Raw genomic sequence first — 16,295 nt, forward strand, 5'->3', positions numbered from 1 at the left:
GAAATCTCTGCTGCCTATACCTATACTGATGCGTATCGCCCATCAGGGCGTGCAGGCCGCGTGCCGCGCCACGATCTTTTTGTTGGTGTGCAGGGTGACTTTGCGAGCGGCTGGGCTGGTGGATTGGGCATCAACTATGTTGCAGGTCGCATAGACCGTGACGATGCGACAACCGAAATGCCCAACTACAGAACGGTCAACGCAAACCTGAGCTACAACTTCAACGAAACCACCTCAGCCTATCTGCGTGTGGAAAACCTGTTTGATGAAGACTATGAAACAGCGGGCAGCTACGGCACATCAGGCCGCGCCGCCTACTTCGGTATCCGTGCGTCTTTCTAAGCTCATAAGCGCCGCTGCGCTGGTCCTTGTGACTGGCGCAGCAGCCTATGGCGAGGCGCCCGCGCGGGTTGTCTCGATGAATGTCTGTACCGATCAGTTGGCCATGCTTCTGGCCGCTGACGGGCAGCTTCTCTCCTTGTCCCCACTTGCGATTGATCCGCGTATCTCTGGCATGGCCGAAGAGGCCAAGGCCTATCACATAAACTCCGCTCGCGCCGAAGAGGTCTACCTCATGCAGCCCGATCTGGTGCTGGCGGGCCAATACACAGCCCGCGCGGCGGTGGATATGCTCGAGCGTCTTGGCGTGCCTGTGGTGCGGCTGAAGGCGGTGCAGTCTCTTGCCGATATTCCTTTGCGCCTTGCTGAAATCGGTGAAGCTCTGGGTCAGAGTGATAAGGCTGCCCAGCTCACGGCGCGCTTTGAGGCTGATCTTGCTGCGCTTCAGCCCGCCGAAGGTGTCGCGCGGCCAAGGGTGATCCACTATGGTGCCAACGGCTACACATTGGGCAAAAATACCCTGACCGATGATATGATCGCCGCCGCAGGCTTTACCAACATCGCCAGCGAAATGGGTGTGATGTATGGCGCGGCCATGCCGCTTGAGCTTCTCGCCATGAGCGCGCCTGATCTTGTCATTACGAGCAAGCTTTACGCCGGCGCGTCACGGGCCGAAGCTGTGGCGCAGCATCCGGTTGTGGCGGCCGTGGCGGCTCCTGCGCAGCCCACGCAGCTCACCAGCCGCGATTGGGGCTGTGGCACACCGCTTGTTTTGCGTGCTATCAAGGAGCTGGCGCAAAAAAGGGAGGCGTTGACAGACCAATGACACGCCTCATGCTTTTTCTTGCCGCGCTGACAGCGGCCCTTTTTGTAACCTCTCTGGCCATTGGCCCCGCTGACGCAGGCTTTGGCAAAAGCCTCGGCGCGCTGCTGGCTGATGATGGTACGCCCTTTACGCTGGTCATGCGCGAGATACGCCTGCCGCGCGCCTTGCTCGCTATGATGATAGGGGCCTCGCTTGGCCTTGCGGGCGCGGCCATGCAGGGCTACCTGCGCAACCCCTTGGCCGAGCCGGGCCTCATCGGCGTCTCTTCGTCTGCGGCGCTGGGCGCGGTGATCTCGCTGCAAACGGGCTTTGCCGCGGCTTTTGCGCTGGCCTTGCCGCTCTCGGCCCTTGCCACATCGCTTGTCGGGGTTTTGCTGGTGCTTACACTGGCGGGCACACGCGGGGCGTCGATGACACTCATTCTGGCGGGCATCGCGATTTCGGCCATGGCGGGTGCGCTCACCTCGCTTACACTCAACCTGTCGCCCAACCCCTACGCGACCAGCGAAATTGTCTTCTGGATGATGGGGTCGCTCGCAGACCGCTCACTTCTACACGTCTATCTGGCGCTGCCGTTTATGGCGGTGGGCTGGGTGCTGCTTGGCACTTTGGGGCGCGGGCTTGATGCGCTCACGCTGGGCGAAGACGCCGCCAGCTCCATGGGGATCAACCTCACGCGCCTGCGCCTTGCGCTTGTGGTGGGGACATCGTGCGTGGTTGGTGCCGGTACGGCGGTGGCAGGGGCCATCGGCTTTGTCGGTCTTGTTGTGCCACATATCCTGCGTCCTTTTGTGGGCGGGCGGCCCTCTCGCCTGCTCTGGGCCTCGGCCCTTGGCGGGGCCGCGCTTGTCTTGGCCGCAGATATATTGGTGCGTGTTGTTCTGCCCCAGAAAGATCTCAAGATCGGTGTGGTCATGGCCCTGATTGGTGCGCCGCTGTTCCTCCACCTGATATACAAGACACGGAGCGAGCTGGCATGAGCGCGCTTCTCTCTGTCAAAGGTCTCACCGCGCTGCGTGGCGAATGCCCCGTGGTTGATGATGTTTCGGTCACCATTGGCGCAGGCGAATGTGTGGGGCTTATCGGCCCCAATGGCGCAGGCAAGACCACGTTCATGCGCGCCGCGCTCGGGCTGATGCCCTCTAAAGGCACCAGCACATTGGCCGACCTTTCGGCAGCGGCCCGTGCGCGGTCTGTCGCGTGGCTTCCACAAGCGCGTGATATTGCCTGGCCAATGACCGTGGAAACAGTTGTCGCGCTTGGGCGCATCCCACATCTGCCGCGCGGAGCCAAGCTGCGCCCCGAAGACCGCGCGGCTGTTGATACGGCTTTGGCCGAGATGGATCTGACCAGCTTTGCAGGGCGCCTTGCCAACCAGCTTTCAGGTGGCGAGCAGGCGCGCGTTCTTATCGCCCGCGCGCTCGCGCAGCAAACCCCGTTGCTCATGGTGGATGAACCTATCGCAGGGCTCGACCCTGCCCACCAGATCGGGACGATGCAGAGCTTTGCCAGCCTGGCGGCACAGGGCAAGTCGGTTGTGGTCTCCCTGCATGATCTTGGCTTGGCGGCCCGCCACTGCACACGGATTCTCATGCTCTCTCAAGGGCGGCTTGTGGCCGATGGCGCGCCTGCCGAAGTGCTGACATCTGATCTGCTCAACAAGGTTTTCGGGATCAAGGTGTTTTACGAAAACACAGATCAAGGCCCCGTGTTCCAGCCCACCGAGATCACCTATCGCTAGCTTCGCTCGGAAAACCGCGAAATAAGTAGAAACACGGGGTTGATCGCTTTAGGCTTCTGTGTAGTTATACGCGCAACTAATATTTTCGACCGCACGGTCGATGATAGAGTGATTTGGGGGGAGCCAATGCTCAAATATGTTATGCGACTTGCGCGGATTATGGCGGTGCTTGGCGGTCTTGTGCTGTCGGCGCTCGTGGTGATCACCTTTGTCAGTGTCTTTGGTCGCGCACTCAACACACTGGGTCACTCTGGCAGTCTGGCAGGGATCGGTGAATGGCTGATCGCTATAGGTGTTGGCCCCATCACAGGCGACTTTGAGCTTCTGGAAGCGGGCGTTGCCTTTGCCATCTTCGCGTTTCTGCCGATCACCCAGCTCTTTGGCTCGCATGCCACGGTCGATATTTTCACCTCCGCCTTGCCGCGCCGTGCCAACAAGGCGCTGATGGCCTTTTGGGAGGTGGTTCTCACCGCCGCGATCTTGCTCATTTCGGCGCGTCTCTACGAAGGGATGCTCGACAAAATGCAATATGGCGAGACAACCTTCTTGCTGCAATTCCCGGTCTGGTGGGCCTATGCAGGGAGCTTTGTTGCATCCCTCTCTGCTTGCCTTGTCGCGCTGTATTGCGCTTTTGCCCGTGTCGCCGAGCTTCTCACAGGCCGCGCTTACATGCCTCACTCCGAAGGAGCCTCCCATTGAGCCTGCTTGAACTCGGATTCCTATCCTTCCCCGCACTCCTGCTGATGATTTTCCTGCGCGCGCCCATCGGGCTTGCGATGCTTCTGGCAGGCATCGGGGGCCTCTGGCTCGCCATGGGCGACCCCAACATGTTCATGTCCCGCCTCAAAACCGAGGCATATGGCACCTTCTCGTCCTACTCTCTGACGATCATTCCCATGTTCCTGCTCATGGGCCAGTTCGCCACGCTGTCAGGCATGTCCCAAGCCCTGTTCAAAGCGGCCGAGAGCTTTTTGGGCCACCGCAAAGGCGGTGTTGCCATGGCAGCCGTTGGCGCTTGCGCTGGCTTTGGCTCAATCTGTGGGTCCTCGCTGGCCACAGCGGCCACCATGAGCCGCGTGGCTCTGCCAGAGCTGCGCCGCTACGGCTACTCGGGCGGCTTCTCTACGGCCACGCTTGCCGCAGGCGGCACGCTGGGCATCCTGATCCCGCCCTCCGTTATCCTCGTGATCTATGCGATCCTGACCGAGCAAAACATTGCCAAGCTTTTCCTGGCGGCCTTCATCCCCGGTATCCTCGCAGCCCTTGGCTACATTCTGACCATTTCGGTCTATGTGCGTGTGCACCCGGATGCAGCAGGCACGCGTGAGCCAACACCCATGGCCGAACGCTGGAAAGCTCTGCTGGATGTCTGGCCCGTGCTGGTGGTCTTCGGCCTTGTTGTCGGCGGGATCTATGCAGGCTGGTTTACGCCCACCGAGGGCGCAGCCATCGGTGCCGCGGGTACAGGGCTTATCGCGCTGGCGTCGGGCAATATGTCATGGATGGTTTTCAAGGAAAGCATCATCGCCACAGCCACCGCCACAGGCATGATCTTCTTTATCGTGTTGGGCGCGGCGATCTACAACGGCTTTCTGGCGCTCTCGCAGGTGCCACAAGAGCTGTCTGCCTGGGTGATTGGCCAAGGGTTCAGCGCGTGGACAGTGCTTATCATCGTGCTGGCGTTCTACCTTGTTTTTGGCTGCCTCATGGACAGCCTCTCGATGATCCTGCTCACCATCCCGATCTTCTTTCCTGTCATCAGCCAGCTTGATTTCGGGATGACACCCGAGCATGTCGCAATCTGGTTTGGTATCCTTGTTCTGATTGTTGTGGAGGTGGGGCTGATCACGCCGCCCGTGGGCATGAACCTCTTCATCATCAACGCGATGGACAAAGAAACACCCATGACCCAGACCTACCGCGCCGTGATGTGGTTTGTCACATCCGACCTCATTCGCGTGGTCATTCTGGTGCTCTTCCCGTCCATCACGCTGTTTCTGATCCCGTAACATGGTTTGCCCTGCCGCCTCGTCTGGCGCGGTGGGGCAAGCTGGCAGTCGTTGTGTTGTTTGCCTCAAAGAGGGGCCAAGATGGTAAATGTTCTGCTGCTTGCGTTTGCGCTGCTGGGGCTTGTGGGAGTGTTTCTGGCCTATATGGCCCGCCGCGACAGGTATGATGACGCGCGCATCGTTGCGCGGCTTCTCGCCCGCCAGCCCGCTGCGCCGCCGGCCTTTTCCCTGGATATGCTGGAAGGCTTGCCCGCGCCTGTGCAGCGCTTCTTTCGCGCCGCCATTGCCGAAGGCACGCCGCTCACCACGGTCAGGGATGTCACCATGCAAGGCCACTTTGACCTTGGCTCAAAAGAGGCCCCTAACCCCCAGCCGATGCGCGCACGGCAAGTGATCGCGCCGCCGCTGGGGTTTCTCTGGTCGGTTGATATGGGCGAGGGGCTTGGCATATCAGGCAGTGATGGCCTTTGCGATGGCAAGAGCTGGAGCCGCTTTCGCCTGTTGGGCCTCTTCCCTGTGGCGCGCGTGGGGGACAGCCCCGATCATCTGCGCTCTGCCTTTGGCCGTCTTGTCGGAGATGCGCTGCTTTTCACGCCCGCAGCGTTCTTGCCCGCGGCAGAGGCGGGCTGGGACAGCCTCACATGGCAGAGCACAGGGCCAGACAGCGCAAGCGTCACTGTGACATTGGGTGCGCTGTCTCAAACGGCCGGGATCGTGCTGGATGGGGCAGGCCGCTTGCGGCACGTGAGCTTCCAGCGCTGGAGCAATGAAAACCCGGCTAAAACATATCAGCTTCAGCCCTTTGGTGGCGATATCACGGCCCATGGCGTGTTTGGCGGCTTTACCCTGCCAACAGCCCTCACCGCAGGCAACCACTACGGCACAGGCGCCTACCATGTCTTCTTTGATGTCACCGCGTGTGAGCCTCGCGGCTAAGCTGTCTCGTCGCGCACAACGCGGCCTTCTTCCAGTGTGATGATCCTGTCGGCGAGTTCCAGAATGCGATTATCATGGGTCACCATCACCGTGGTTGTGCCGCGCTCGCGGCCCATGGCCTTCAGCATATCCACCACATTGCGCCCCGAGACTTTGTCGAGCGCCGCTGTCGGCTCATCGGCAAAGATCACATCGGGGTTTGAGGCCAGCGCCCGCGCCACGGCCACCCGCTGCTTCTGGCCGCCCGAGAGGTTGGCTGGCAGGTAGTCAAGCCTGTCTGACAGCCCGACCAACCCGAGCATATGGTGCGCCGCGCGGATCTGCTTGTCCGCGTTGCCGCGCCCGTGAACTTGCAGCCCCATCATCACATTCTGGGTGGCTGTGAGGCTTTCATGAAGGTTGTGTGCCTGAAAGATAAACCCGAGCTTGCGCCGCAAATGCACCATCTCGGCCTCTTGCGCACCGTGCAACTCATGGCCAAGCAAGCGCACGCTGCCGTGCTCGACATGGCGCAAACACCCCATGAGGGTGAGCAGCGTTGTCTTGCCCGAGCCCGACGGCCCCATCAGGATCGTCAGCTTGCCGTGTTCGATCTTGAGGTTCACATCAAAGATCGCCTGCTTGCGCGCCTCGCCCTCGCCAAAGAAGTGGTCAAGACCCTCGGTTATGATGGCTGGCTCTCTCATCAAAACAGATCCGCCGGGTCAGCCGCTGCAAGCCGCCGTGTGGCGATTGCCCCCGAGAGGGCGCAGGCCGCCAATGTGCCAAAAAAGACCATGAACACGCGGGCGACATCCATGTTCACAGGCAGGCTCGTGACCGTAGACAGCCCCGCATAAAGCCCCATCGACACAATGAAGCCGGGGACAAACCCGAAGACAGCCAGAATAGTGGCCTCTTCCAGAACAATGCCCAGAAAGAAGCTGTGCTGATAGCCCATGGCCTTGAAGGTTGCGTATTCTTTCAGGTGGTCGGCCACATCGGTTGAGAGCACCTGATAGACAATCACAATCCCCACAATAACCCCGATCAGAACCCCGAACCCGAAGATGATCCCTGTTGGCCGCTCCAGCGACTGATAGGCAAGGTCTGCGGCCTTATAGTCGTCGAGCGTGTTTACCTGCACAGAGCCTTCAGGCAGCACAGCGCGCAGCCGCTCTACCACAACCTGAGGCGAAACCCCGTCTGCCACCTTCAGCAAGATATGGTTGGGCGCGCCGCTGATGCGCTTGCCGAAAAAGCGCAGAAACGTCTGATCAGAGACAAACAATGTCCCGTCTGCCGAAAAGCCGCCGCCCAGTTCGAGCGTGCCAATAGCGGTAAGCGTCTGGCCGTTGATTTCAAAGGCAAAGGGCTGACCTGCTTTCAGCTCTTCAAAGACCTCTGGCGCAACGCCGCGTGTCTCGGTGTCGATGAGCGCTGTGTTTTCCTGCGTGAGCTGTGCAAACTGCCCTGCGATTTCGGCGCTCAGAAACGCGCGGTCCCCGACATCGGTGGCAAAGGCCTGCAAGGTCGAGTTGGTGCCGTCGGGCAGCTTGAACTCAAGGATGCCCACAAACAGCGGCGCCCCGCGCTCCACACCGGCCACGGCCAGCGCCTGAAAGAGCCGTGCGCGCGCCACGTTGCTGCCATCGGTGAGAGTGTTGCCATCCTCTGCCGAGATCATGATGTCGGCATCCAGAAAGTTGTAGGGCGCAAGCGTGGCTGTGCCCATCGCGCCCATAATGCCAAGCTGCATAAAGACCAGAAGGTTGGCAAAGGCCACACCCGCCACCGCCGCAGCAAAGCGCGCGCGCGAATGGGTGAGCTGTAACCAGCCAACAGGCAGCCGCCTGAGAAGGCGCTCCAGAAGCTTGCTCATTCGCCGCGCCCTGCATCAATGCGCACAATCGTTTCAAGGTTGGTCAGCCGCTCGGCTTTGCGGGAAGAAGCGGCATCAAGGCGCACAATCACATCCACCACCCGCGCATCGGTGTTGGCGGCAGGGTCATCAGACGTGATTGATTGCCGCCCGATCTCAAGCCCGATCGCGCTCACAACGCCTTTAAGCGGCCCGTCGAGCGCTTCGGCTGTCACGGTCACGGGGTCGCCAATGGCCACGCGGCCGATCAGCGTCTGATAGACTTCGGCCTCCACCATCATCTGGCTGGTGTTGCCCAGTTCGATAATCCCGCCGCTTGCGGGCTTTTCGCCAATCTGGCTGTTCACCTTCAGCACCATGCCATCAATCGGCGCTTTCACAAGCGCGCGCTCGGTGTCGCTTGTGGCGCGTTCCACGGCCACGCGAGCCGCGGCAAGGTTGGCCTCGGCCACAGCAATATCGGCCTGCACCGTGCCCGAACCGGCCTCATAGCGCGAGAGCGTGGCGCGGTAGCGCTCCACATCGCGGCTGGCTTCATCGGCGCGCGCGCTGGCTGTGTCGAGCGCGGCTTGGGTGGCCACGCCTCTCTCTGCCAGGGGCGCAAGGCGGTCAAGCTCGCTCTGGGCTTGCTCGGCTGTGGCGATAGCGCGTTCAAGGTTGGCCTGCGCTTCGGCGCGGCTGGCGCGAATGGTCTCTTCGGTTTGCAGCAGTGCCGCCTCTTTCACCCGTAGGCTGGCCTTGGCTGCGCTGAGCGCGTTCTCAAGCTCGCTTTGGTTGTCCAGCACGGCGAGGGTCTCCCCGCGCGCCACCGTGTCGCCTTCACGGACCTCGATAGACTGCAAGCGCGCATCACTCGCGCCAAACGGGGTGGCAACCGCCAGCACATCTCCGTCGGGCAAAACGCGCCCAAGCGCAAAGATATCGCCCTCGCTGACAACGGCCACCTGCTCTTGTGCCTGCACCTGCGCCATCGCAACGGCAATGGGCGTGTCGGTGCCGCCACCTGGCTCAAGGCCTGTGAGGCCAAAGAACACCTTCATGCCCGGTGGCTGAAAATACAGCCCCGTGATCCCGCCTGCAAAAAACGTCACCAGCAAGAGCGGAGCAAGCTTCCAGCCGAGCCCGCGCTTGGCGGGTGAGGGGGCAGGGGTCGCCTCTCCGATTCCGTTGTCTTCCAGTGGCAGATCAGGCTTTGGGGCGCTTTGGGTGCTCATAACGTTCGCCTTGGCAAATTTCACTTACTGACATATATGTCATTAACTTACGTCGCCGCAAGACAAGAGATAGCACATGACAGTGATCAAGCGCTCCCGCCGCAAAGAGGCCCGCCCCGATGAGATCATCGATGCGGCACTGGCCGAGTTTGCGGCCGTAGGCTATTCGGCGGCCTCCATGGCGCAGATCGCCAAGCGCGCAGGCATCGCCCGCACCACGATCTATCTCTACTATACCGACAAAGAGGCGCTCATCTCGGCGGCTTTCGAGGCCCGCCTGAGCGAGGCGTTTGCCGAGGCGGGGCAGGGGGCGGCGCTCTCCTCTGGCCCGTTTCGCGAGGTGTTTCATGATATGCTCACCCTGCTTTACAGTCGCATCGTAACGTCTGATGCGCTGGTCTTGCTCAAGGTTCTGGTGGCCGAGGGGCGCCAGTTTCCCACGTTGCTCCAGCGCTACCACGACACTGCCGTTCAGGCGGCCATGTCCATGATCAGCGCGGTTCTCAAGCAAGGCCTTGCGCGCGGCGAGCTGCGCGCCGATGTGCTCGATTATGATATGAAGCTGGTGATCTCGCCCATCATGCTCGCGGCCATTTGGCACCTCACGTTTCAAGAGCTGTCCCCCATCGCACTGGAGCGCTACATCCAAGGTCATGTGACCTTTATTTGCGAGGGTATCCTCACGCGCTGAGCAGGTGCGTTTGTCCTTGAGCTTGGAGCGGCTCGTAAATACCTTTGCGCAAAATTGGGAGACCACACTCATGACCGACAGCTACAACCCTGCATCAGACGGGGCCAAAATGTCTTACGCCCGCGACATGAGCTATGGGGACTATCTCCAGATGGATGCGATCCTCACGGCGCAAAATCCGCTCTCTGAGGCGCATGATGAAATGCTTTTCATCATCCAGCACCAGACAAGCGAGCTCTGGATGAAGCTCGCGCTGCACGAGGCTTCCGCGGCCCGCGCGCTGTTGGAAAAGGGCGAGTTCTCTCCTGCCTTCAAAATGTGCGCGCGCCTCAGCCGCATCTTTGACCAGCTCAACTCCGCATGGGACGTTCTGCGCACCATGACCCCGTCTGACTACACCACGTTCCGCGAAACGCTCGGGCATTCGTCTGGCTTTCAGTCCCACCAGTACCGGCTCATTGAATATGTGCTCGGCAACCGCAACGAAAACCTGATGAAGGTGCATGCGCACCGCCCGGAGCTGCACCAGCTTCTGGAAGACGAGCTGGCGCGCCCGTCGCTCTACCATGTCGCGCTGCGTGCGTTGGCCGCCGAAACAGGCGCAAGCTTTGCACCCGAGGTGTTCCGCCTGCGCGCGCCGCATAAGGCCGACGAGGCCGTCGAGGCGGCTTGGCTGAAGGTCTACCAAGACCCCGCCAAATACTGGAGCCTTTATGAGCTGGCCGAAAAGCTGGTTGATCTGGAGGATTACTTCCGCCGCTGGCGTTTCAATCATGTCACCACGGTCGAGCGGGTTATTGGCTTCAAGCGTGGCACAGGCGGCACAAGCGGCGTCCAGTACCTGCGCAAAATGCTCGAGGTCGAGCTGTTCCCCGAGTTGTGGAATGTGCGCGGCGCGCTATAAGCGGAGCGCTTAACCCCGAAGGATCTTTATGTCGCAGATGCTTTCCTTGCCGCGCGGTGATTACCGTTTCGTCGCCCTTGATGTCGAAACCGCCAGCGGGGACGCGGCCAGCATCTGCCAGATCGGTCTGGCCTGTGTGGATCATGACAACCGTATCGAGACGTTCTCGACCTATATTGACCCTTGCATGGCCTTCTCGCCCTTTAACACCCAGCTGCACGGCATCAGCCCCGAAACGGTCTTTGGCGCGCCTGTGTTTGCCGATGTGCTTGCAGCCCTGTCGCCGCTTCTTATGCGCCATCCGCTCGTGCAGCACTCCAGCTTTGACAGCCGCGCCATCACCAAGGCCTGCGAGTGTGTTGGCCTACCTGTTCCCGCGCTAAGCTGGACGGATTCTGTGCGCATTGCCCGTGCGGCATGGCCCGAATTCAAGGGCAACGGCGGCCACGGGCTTGGCCACCTCAAGCAAGCGCTCGGCCTTGAGTTTGAACACCACGACGCAGGCGAAGACGCCCGCGCGGCCGCCCTCGTCGTCCTACACGCCGAGGCCCGACTCGGACTGGAATTTGCAGCGCTGCGAGAGTCGGTTTACGCCCCCACGCCCAAGCCTCGCAAAACCGTATAAACACGGTGCGCCCGCGTTTTCAGGGCGTGCTGGGAGATGTTTGGGGAGTAAGTGGTTTTGGTGGAGCATAGCGGGATCGAACCGCTGACTGTTCGTCATGCTTGCATGCGTAAAGTCAGCGCCTGCGTTTTCACGGGGTGCTGGGAGATGTTTGGGGAGTAAGTGGTTTTGGTGGAGCATAGCGGGATCGAACCGCTGACCTCCTGCATGCCATGCAGGCGCTCTCCCAGCTGAGCTAATGCCCCAAAACCAAGCATCACGTTAGTGACTGCGCGGGTCTTAGTCAAAGGGGCGGACAGGATCAAGCCCTAAACCGCCCCATTTGAAATTCATGTCAGCAAAAGTGCTTAGTCGTCGTCTGTGCCTTCGGCGGCAACATCGGCCAGATCGTCGAGGGAAACGTTGTCGTCGTCCTCGTCGTCTTCCAGCACATCGTCGTCGTCCAGATCCACATCAACGTCATCTTCAAGCACATCTACTTCAAGATCGTCTTCAGCTTCTTTTGCTTTCTTGGTCACAGCGTCTTCTTGGTCAGCTGCAATCAGGCTCTTTTTGTTGGCGTCAAACTCGACAACCTCGCCCGTGTAGGGGCTGATAACTGGCGTCTTGTTCAGGTCGTAGAACCGCTTGCCAGTGGTTGGGCATAGCCGTTTGATGCCCCATTCTTCCTTTGGCATGGTTTACCTCTTTCAATTCAGGTCTTGTCGGTGATCAGCGCCAACTGCCATAACGCGGGCAGGGTGTCAAAGCCTTTTGCCAAAAGACACAGCCGCCTGTGGCCGCGTCAACTCGGGATTTAGCCTATGAGCACATTTGTTTTGGCCAGTGAGACAGCAGATGACCCGCAGGTCGAAGTGCGCCTGAAGCGCTCTTCTCAGGCCAAACGGCTGTCTTTGCGTGTCTCCCAGCTGGATGGGCGCGTTACCCTGACCTTGCCGCGCCACGCCTCCGAGGCGGAAGCAACGCGCTTTATCCGCGAAAAAGCGGATTGGTTGCGCCGCCACGTGGCGCGCTTTGAGGTTGATGTGCCCGTCGGTCACGGTGCCGAGCTGCCGTTTCAGGGCCAGATGATTCGCGTGGCCCAGGGCGCGGGGCGCTCGGTGCAGATCGCCGCCGATACCATCCTGGTCCCCGGCCCCCCCGAGCGCAGTGGCGCGCGCCTGACGGCTTTCCTGAAGCAAGCCGCGCGCGACCGGCTCACAGAGGCCTCTGATCGCTACGCAGCGGCGCTTGGCCGCCCGTTTGCCCGCATCAGCCTGCGTGACACACGCTCGCGGTGGGGCTCGTGCAGCTCGGAGGGCGCGCTGATGTATTCGTGGCGCCTGATCATGGCACCCCCCGAAGTGCTTGACTATGTCGCCGCCCATGAAGTGGCCCATCTGGAAGAGATGAACCACTCGCCAGCGTTCTGGGCCGTGGTCAATGAGCTTTACGGCCCCCACACGGCCGCGCGGGGCTGGTTGCGCGAACACGGCTCTGCCTTGCACAAATACCGCTTCACAAAGTAGCTGTGATCACAAATCAAAGCGATTGACAGGGTTCACCCTCTGTGATCACAAATGAACATGCAAACACCCCCCTCAAGCGCGACAAGCCCGCGCAGCGAAAACACATCCTCCGCTCACGACAAGGTCTACCGCGGCCTGCGCACGCGCATCATGCATGGCGAGCTGCCGCCCGCCCATGCGCTGACCCTGCGGGGGATCGGGCGCGAGTTTGATGTGTCCATGACCCCTGCGCGCGAGGCTGTGCAGCGGCTTGTGGCCGAAGGCGCGCTCTTTATGTCCTCCTCTGGCCGTGTCGCCACGCCCGAGCTGTCAAACGAACGGATCGAGGAGCTTGCCGCGCTGCGGGCTTTGCTCGAGGTCGAGCTGTCCAGTCGGGCCTTGCCGCGCGCGCACATGGCCCTGATCGAGCGGCTCCAAACCATCAACGGCACCATCGCCGAAGCCATCGCCCATAAGGATGCAGTGGCCTATATCCGCACCAACCTCGAGTTTCACCGCACGCTCTATTTGCGCGCCCAAGCACCAGCCATGCTCGCGATGTGTGAGACAGTCTGGCTCCAGCTCGGCCCGACCATGCGTGCGCTCTATGGGCGCTTGCAGCGCACAGAGCTGCCGCAGTTTCACCGCGCGATCGTGGCCGCCCTGCGCGCGGGGGATGAGCCGGGCCTGCGCCTTGCCGTGCGCTCTGATGTTACCCAAGGTCTCAAGTTGCTCGTAGGATAGCGCCCATGTCTGACACTGTAAAAGTCTCGCCGTCACGCCAGGTTCTGCTCAAGTTTGCGGCACTCCTCGCGCTTGCCTTCGGATATTTTCTCTACCTCGGCCTGACCTATGATTTTAAAACAGGCGCGGTCGCAGTCGCGCTCACGTGGAGCTTTTTTGTGCTCTGCACACCCGTCGCCGATGCGGGCTTTCTGCTCGATTTCCCGCTGCGGCTTTTGTTCGGTATTCGTATGGTTGTATCAGAGCTTGCTGTCTGGGCGCTTGCTATTGTGATCAACCTTGGCGCGCTGACGCTGGCCCCGCAGTATTACGAAACAACCGTTCTCACGCGCGTGTTTGAGAAGATACTGCTGACGCCATGGCCTTATTGGGGCGTGATCGGGCTCTCGGCACTGGGCACATTTCTGTCGGTGCGTTTTGGTGACGAGCTTATGGATGTGGTGCATCACCGTGACCGCAACTTCTTTCACAGCCATCAGTTCAAGCACGAGCTGATCCTTGTGGCTTTCTTCATCCTGGTGCTCTTCGGCTACTATCGCCTCATTGAGTCGCTCGGCATAGAAAACCTGATGTGACAGGCCATATGGCGGCAGGCCGTGCCTTTTGGTTTGATCGAACGGCACTGCGTGCCATTCGATCCGCTGGGGGCCAGCCCCCAGACCCCCGGGATATTTAGGGCAAAAAGAAAGGGTAAAAGTGGGGCGCGCCGCTTTAGGCCGCGAGCCCTTTGGAGCCAAGGTCGAGATATTTCTTGCGGCGCTCGGCGATCAGCGCTTTGCTCTTCTTGCCGCTGAGTTCTTTGAGCATGTCGTCGAGCGCGCCGCGCACGGCTTCTATGGTGGCTGTCTTGTCACGGTGGGCGCCGCCGAGCGGCTCACCGATGACGCGGTCAACAACGCCCAGTTGCGTCAAATCTTTTGCGGTGAGGCGCAGCGCTTCTGCGGCTTCGCGCATTTTCTCTGAGTCTTTCCACAGGATCGAGGCGCAGCCTTCGGGCGTGATGACAGAATAGATCGAGTGCTCCAGCATCGCGACACGGTCGCCCGTGGCAAAAGCTACAGCGCCGCCCGAGCCGCCTTCGCCGATGATGATCGAGATCAGTGGAACACCCGCCTGCAGGCAGGCCTCGGTGGAGCGGGCAATTGCCTCGCTCTGGCCCCGCTCTTCCGCGCCTTTGCCCGGGTAGGCGCCTGCGGTGTCGATCAGCGTCACAACGGGCAGGCCAAATTTGCCTGCCATCTCGATGAGGCGGACTGCCTTGCGGTAGCCCTCTGGGCGCGCCATGCCGAAGTTGTGTTTGATGCGGCCCTTGGTGTCGCTGCCCTTTTCGTGACCAATGACCATGACAGGGGTGTCGCCAAAGCGTGCGAGCCCGCCCATGACGGCAGCGTCGTCGGCAAAGTTACGGTCGCCTGCGAGGGGGGTGTACTCGGTGAACAGCGCTTTGATGTAATCAGAGCAATGGGGGCGGTCGGGGTGGCGCGCGACTTGGCATTTGCGCCAAGGTGTCAGCTCTTTGTAAAGCGCGACAAGCATGTCTGCGGCTTTCTTATCAAGCGCGGCTGCTTCGGCCTCAATGTCCATGCCCTCGCTCTGGCGCGCCATGGCGCGCAGCTCTTCGGCCTTGCCTTCAATCTCGGCCAGAGGCTTTTCAAAATCGAGGTAATTGGTCATGCGTCACTCCAGTCAAATCACCCCAGCTATATGGCTGCTCGCCAAAGCAAATGCAATCTCTGCGAGGGGCGCGCCGCTTTGGGGCGACGCGCCGCCTGCTTTTGCTTACATAGATGCCAGTTCGAGCATCTTGGCAAATTGCTCTGCTGTCAGGGTTGCGCGCCAGTGGTCTGTGCAGCCGGAGCGCGCCATCACGAGCTTGGCCTCCAATGCGCCCACCTCTTGTGCGAGCACGAGGCGCTCTTCTTGTGGCGCACCTGCAATGATTGCAGCGCGCAGCGCGGCGCGGGCCTCAAGGGTTTCGCCTTCAAGCGCTTTGCGTTTTGCGGGCATTGTGGCGAGCCAGTTGGCAAGGTCGGCGCGCTGCGCTTCCGTCAGCTCAAGCGCGTCGGCATTTGCTTTGATCACGGGCGTGAAGGCCACAATAGGTGCCGAAAGCTCCCGTGCTTGCTGGGCAAATGACGGCAGGGCAAGGGCTGCGGCGAGAGCGGTTCCAAGTAAAAACGGTTTCATCGTGATCTCCAATGTTACGAACAGGGAGAGACATATCGCAAAGGCGGAATGTGGTATTTGAGCCAAATCAATATCTGCCAGATATCTTTGCTTCAGCCCGCCTGCGGAACCAGCACAGGATAAAGGGACAGAAGCAACAGCACGGCCATGCCCCAGTTGAACAGCTTTAAGCGCGCAGGAGACGTGAGAAAGCGGCGCATTTCGCGGCCCAAAACCGTCCAGATGCTGACCGAGGGTATATTGACCGCGGCAAACACCAGCGCCACACTTCCCACGGCCCAAGCAGACCGGTCGCCTGCGTACAGCGTGATCGCGGTCAGCGCCATGCTCCAGGCCTTCGGGTTCACCCATTGAAACGCGGCCGCCTGCAAAAAAGTCAGGGGGTTTCCGCCCGTTTTGCGCCCCTCTGGAGCAGCCGCATGGGCGATTTTCCACGCCAGCCACAGCATGTAAATCACGCTCACCACCGTCAAAATAGTGCGGCTGACGGGGTAGGCGTCAAACACCTGCATCAGCCCCAGCCCGACCAGAAAGATCATAAACCCGAAGCCGATCCCGATCCCCAGCATATGCGGGATCGTGCGCACAAAACCGAAGTTGGCACCCGAGGCCAGAAGCATCATGTTGTTTGGCCCCGGCGTGGCCGAGGAGACAAAGGCAAAAAGCGTCAGCGCAAGGAGGATTTCATAACTCATTCGCAATATTCACCGAATCTCGGCGCTATGAAATTG

The 16,295-nt window shown here is 60.6% G+C and carries 20 protein-coding genes and 1 tRNA gene; 13 read left to right on the forward strand and 8 right to left on the reverse strand.

From position 1 onward, the window contains the following. The 7 genes from ACTG3X_RS12510 to ACTG3X_RS12540 form a co-directional block, all read left to right on the forward strand. Window positions 1-342: TonB-dependent receptor domain-containing protein (locus ACTG3X_RS12510; RefSeq protein ID WP_439111611.1), on the forward strand; the 342-nt coding region annotated here is incomplete at its 5' end. A gap of 28 nt (window positions 343-370) precedes the next feature. Then, complete coding sequence (locus ACTG3X_RS12515; RefSeq protein WP_439111612.1) at window positions 371-1,165, forward strand: ABC transporter substrate-binding protein; 795 nt, start codon at window positions 371-373, stop codon at window positions 1,163-1,165. Further along, entirely contained in the window at window positions 1,162-2,145 is a 984-nt protein-coding gene (locus ACTG3X_RS12520; RefSeq protein WP_439111613.1) for a FecCD family ABC transporter permease, read from the forward strand. The genes ACTG3X_RS12515 and ACTG3X_RS12520 overlap by 4 nt, the downstream gene beginning before the upstream one ends. Beyond that, window positions 2,142-2,906: an ABC transporter ATP-binding protein gene (locus ACTG3X_RS12525; protein ID WP_439111614.1), complete on the forward strand. Its 765-nt coding sequence runs from the start codon at window positions 2,142-2,144 to the stop codon at window positions 2,904-2,906. Before ACTG3X_RS12520 ends, ACTG3X_RS12525 begins: the two co-directional genes overlap by 4 nt. A 126-nt stretch (window positions 2,907-3,032) precedes the next feature. Beyond that, on the forward strand, window positions 3,033-3,605 hold the full coding sequence (locus tag ACTG3X_RS12530; protein WP_439111615.1) for a TRAP transporter small permease: 573 nt from the start codon (window positions 3,033-3,035) through the stop codon (window positions 3,603-3,605). Then, window positions 3,602-4,915 (forward strand): TRAP transporter large permease, encoded by a 1,314-nt coding sequence (locus ACTG3X_RS12535; protein WP_439111616.1) that lies wholly within the window; start codon window positions 3,602-3,604, stop codon window positions 4,913-4,915. Before ACTG3X_RS12530 ends, ACTG3X_RS12535 begins: the two co-directional genes overlap by 4 nt. 81 nt (window positions 4,916-4,996) lie before the next feature. Continuing rightward, a complete protein-coding gene (locus tag ACTG3X_RS12540) occupies window positions 4,997-5,851 on the forward strand; it encodes a DUF6544 family protein (protein ID WP_439111617.1) in 855 nt (284 codons plus the stop codon). Here ACTG3X_RS12540 and ACTG3X_RS12545 read toward each other — a convergent pair. The 3 genes from ACTG3X_RS12545 to ACTG3X_RS12555 are packed head-to-tail and all read right to left on the reverse strand — an operon-like array spanning window position 5,848 to window position 8,926. Beyond that, window positions 5,848-6,537 (reverse strand): ATP-binding cassette domain-containing protein, encoded by a 690-nt coding sequence (locus ACTG3X_RS12545; RefSeq protein WP_439111618.1) that lies wholly within the window; start codon window positions 6,535-6,537, stop codon window positions 5,848-5,850. The two genes, ACTG3X_RS12540 and ACTG3X_RS12545, sit on opposite strands and share 4 nt — an antisense overlap. Then, entirely contained in the window at window positions 6,537-7,712 is a 1,176-nt protein-coding gene (locus ACTG3X_RS12550) for an FtsX-like permease family protein (RefSeq protein WP_439111619.1), read from the reverse strand. The genes ACTG3X_RS12545 and ACTG3X_RS12550 overlap by 1 nt, the downstream gene beginning before the upstream one ends. After that, a complete protein-coding gene (locus tag ACTG3X_RS12555; protein ID WP_439111620.1) occupies window positions 7,709-8,926 on the reverse strand; it encodes an HlyD family efflux transporter periplasmic adaptor subunit in 1,218 nt (405 codons plus the stop codon). The genes ACTG3X_RS12550 and ACTG3X_RS12555 overlap by 4 nt, the downstream gene beginning before the upstream one ends. Window positions 8,927-9,002: 76 nt before the next feature. Between ACTG3X_RS12555 and ACTG3X_RS12560 the strand changes: the two genes are divergently transcribed. From ACTG3X_RS12560 to ACTG3X_RS12570, 3 genes are all read left to right on the forward strand, one after another. Next, window positions 9,003-9,617, forward strand: coding sequence for a TetR/AcrR family transcriptional regulator (locus ACTG3X_RS12560; protein WP_439111621.1), 615 nt, complete (start codon window positions 9,003-9,005; stop codon window positions 9,615-9,617). A gap of 70 nt (window positions 9,618-9,687) precedes the next feature. Continuing rightward, window positions 9,688-10,521 carry a tryptophan 2,3-dioxygenase gene (locus ACTG3X_RS12565; protein WP_439111622.1) on the forward strand — a complete coding sequence of 278 codons (834 nt, stop codon included), beginning with the start codon at window positions 9,688-9,690 and terminating at the stop codon, window positions 10,519-10,521. A 28-nt stretch (window positions 10,522-10,549) separates the two neighbouring features. Beyond that, window positions 10,550-11,146 (forward strand): 3'-5' exonuclease, encoded by a 597-nt coding sequence (locus ACTG3X_RS12570; protein ID WP_439111623.1) that lies wholly within the window; start codon window positions 10,550-10,552, stop codon window positions 11,144-11,146. Window positions 11,147-11,315: 169 nt separating this feature from the next. Here the strand turns inward: ACTG3X_RS12570 and ACTG3X_RS12575 are convergent. Continuing rightward, window positions 11,316-11,391, reverse strand: a tRNA-Ala gene (locus tag ACTG3X_RS12575). 102 nt (window positions 11,392-11,493) lie between these two features. Beyond that, on the reverse strand, window positions 11,494-11,823 hold the full coding sequence (locus ACTG3X_RS12580) for a TIGR02300 family protein (protein ID WP_439111624.1): 330 nt from the start codon (window positions 11,821-11,823) through the stop codon (window positions 11,494-11,496). A gap of 126 nt (window positions 11,824-11,949) precedes the next feature. Here ACTG3X_RS12580 and ACTG3X_RS12585 point away from each other — a divergent pair, with 126 nt between their 5' ends. The 3 genes from ACTG3X_RS12585 to ACTG3X_RS12595 are packed head-to-tail and all read left to right on the forward strand — an operon-like array spanning window position 11,950 to window position 13,952. Beyond that, entirely contained in the window at window positions 11,950-12,654 is a 705-nt protein-coding gene (locus tag ACTG3X_RS12585) for a M48 family metallopeptidase (RefSeq protein ID WP_439111625.1), read from the forward strand. Window positions 12,655-12,711: 57 nt separating this feature from the next. Then, on the forward strand, window positions 12,712-13,377 hold the full coding sequence (locus ACTG3X_RS12590) for a GntR family transcriptional regulator (RefSeq protein ID WP_439111655.1): 666 nt from the start codon (window positions 12,712-12,714) through the stop codon (window positions 13,375-13,377). Window positions 13,378-13,382: 5 nt separating this feature from the next. Beyond that, window positions 13,383-13,952 (forward strand): hypothetical protein, encoded by a 570-nt coding sequence (locus tag ACTG3X_RS12595; RefSeq protein WP_439111626.1) that lies wholly within the window; start codon window positions 13,383-13,385, stop codon window positions 13,950-13,952. Window positions 13,953-14,088: 136 nt separating this feature from the next. On the opposite strand, the gene ACTG3X_RS12600 is transcribed toward ACTG3X_RS12595, so the two are convergent. From ACTG3X_RS12600 to ACTG3X_RS12610, 3 genes are all read right to left on the reverse strand, one after another. Continuing rightward, entirely contained in the window at window positions 14,089-15,051 is a 963-nt protein-coding gene (locus tag ACTG3X_RS12600) for an acetyl-CoA carboxylase carboxyltransferase subunit alpha (RefSeq protein WP_439111627.1), read from the reverse strand. A gap of 105 nt (window positions 15,052-15,156) precedes the next feature. Further along, complete coding sequence (locus ACTG3X_RS12605) at window positions 15,157-15,564, reverse strand: hypothetical protein (RefSeq protein WP_439111628.1); 408 nt, start codon at window positions 15,562-15,564, stop codon at window positions 15,157-15,159. A 92-nt stretch (window positions 15,565-15,656) separates the two neighbouring features. Then, the gene (locus ACTG3X_RS12610; protein ID WP_439111629.1) at window positions 15,657-16,259 is read right to left on the reverse strand and encodes a LysE family translocator; all 603 of its coding nucleotides are present in this window, start codon (window positions 16,257-16,259) and stop codon (window positions 15,657-15,659) included. Between the last annotated feature and the right edge of the window lie 36 nt (window positions 16,260-16,295).

The organism is Lentibacter sp., from assembly GCF_965658795.1.
In the GTDB taxonomy this organism is placed as follows: Bacteria; Pseudomonadota; Alphaproteobacteria; order Rhodobacterales; family Rhodobacteraceae; genus Lentibacter.

Coding starts and splice junctions, on each gene's coding strand:
- ACTG3X_RS12520 (WP_439111613.1), top strand. CDS start 1,162: ATGACACGCCTCATGCTTTTTCTTGCCGCGCTGACAGCGGCCCTTTTT.
- ACTG3X_RS12525 (WP_439111614.1), top strand. CDS start 2,142: ATGAGCGCGCTTCTCTCTGTCAAAGGTCTCACCGCGCTGCGTGGCGAA.
- ACTG3X_RS12530 (WP_439111615.1), top strand. CDS start 3,033: ATGCTCAAATATGTTATGCGACTTGCGCGGATTATGGCGGTGCTTGGC.
- ACTG3X_RS12540 (WP_439111617.1), top strand. CDS start 4,997: ATGGTAAATGTTCTGCTGCTTGCGTTTGCGCTGCTGGGGCTTGTGGGA.
- ACTG3X_RS12545 (WP_439111618.1), bottom strand. CDS start 6,537: ATGAGAGAGCCAGCCATCATAACCGAGGGTCTTGACCACTTCTTTGGC.
- ACTG3X_RS12550 (WP_439111619.1), bottom strand. CDS start 7,712: ATGAGCAAGCTTCTGGAGCGCCTTCTCAGGCGGCTGCCTGTTGGCTGG.
- ACTG3X_RS12555 (WP_439111620.1), bottom strand. CDS start 8,926: ATGAGCACCCAAAGCGCCCCAAAGCCTGATCTGCCACTGGAAGACAAC.
- ACTG3X_RS12560 (WP_439111621.1), top strand. CDS start 9,003: ATGACAGTGATCAAGCGCTCCCGCCGCAAAGAGGCCCGCCCCGATGAG.
- ACTG3X_RS12565 (WP_439111622.1), top strand. CDS start 9,688: ATGACCGACAGCTACAACCCTGCATCAGACGGGGCCAAAATGTCTTAC.
- ACTG3X_RS12570 (WP_439111623.1), top strand. CDS start 10,550: ATGTCGCAGATGCTTTCCTTGCCGCGCGGTGATTACCGTTTCGTCGCC.
- ACTG3X_RS12580 (WP_439111624.1), bottom strand. CDS start 11,823: ATGCCAAAGGAAGAATGGGGCATCAAACGGCTATGCCCAACCACTGGC.
- ACTG3X_RS12585 (WP_439111625.1), top strand. CDS start 11,950: ATGAGCACATTTGTTTTGGCCAGTGAGACAGCAGATGACCCGCAGGTC.
- ACTG3X_RS12590 (WP_439111655.1), top strand. CDS start 12,712: ATGCAAACACCCCCCTCAAGCGCGACAAGCCCGCGCAGCGAAAACACA.
- ACTG3X_RS12595 (WP_439111626.1), top strand. CDS start 13,383: ATGTCTGACACTGTAAAAGTCTCGCCGTCACGCCAGGTTCTGCTCAAG.
- ACTG3X_RS12600 (WP_439111627.1), bottom strand. CDS start 15,051: ATGACCAATTACCTCGATTTTGAAAAGCCTCTGGCCGAGATTGAAGGC.
- ACTG3X_RS12605 (WP_439111628.1), bottom strand. CDS start 15,564: ATGAAACCGTTTTTACTTGGAACCGCTCTCGCCGCAGCCCTTGCCCTG.
- ACTG3X_RS12610 (WP_439111629.1), bottom strand. CDS start 16,259: ATGAGTTATGAAATCCTCCTTGCGCTGACGCTTTTTGCCTTTGTCTCC.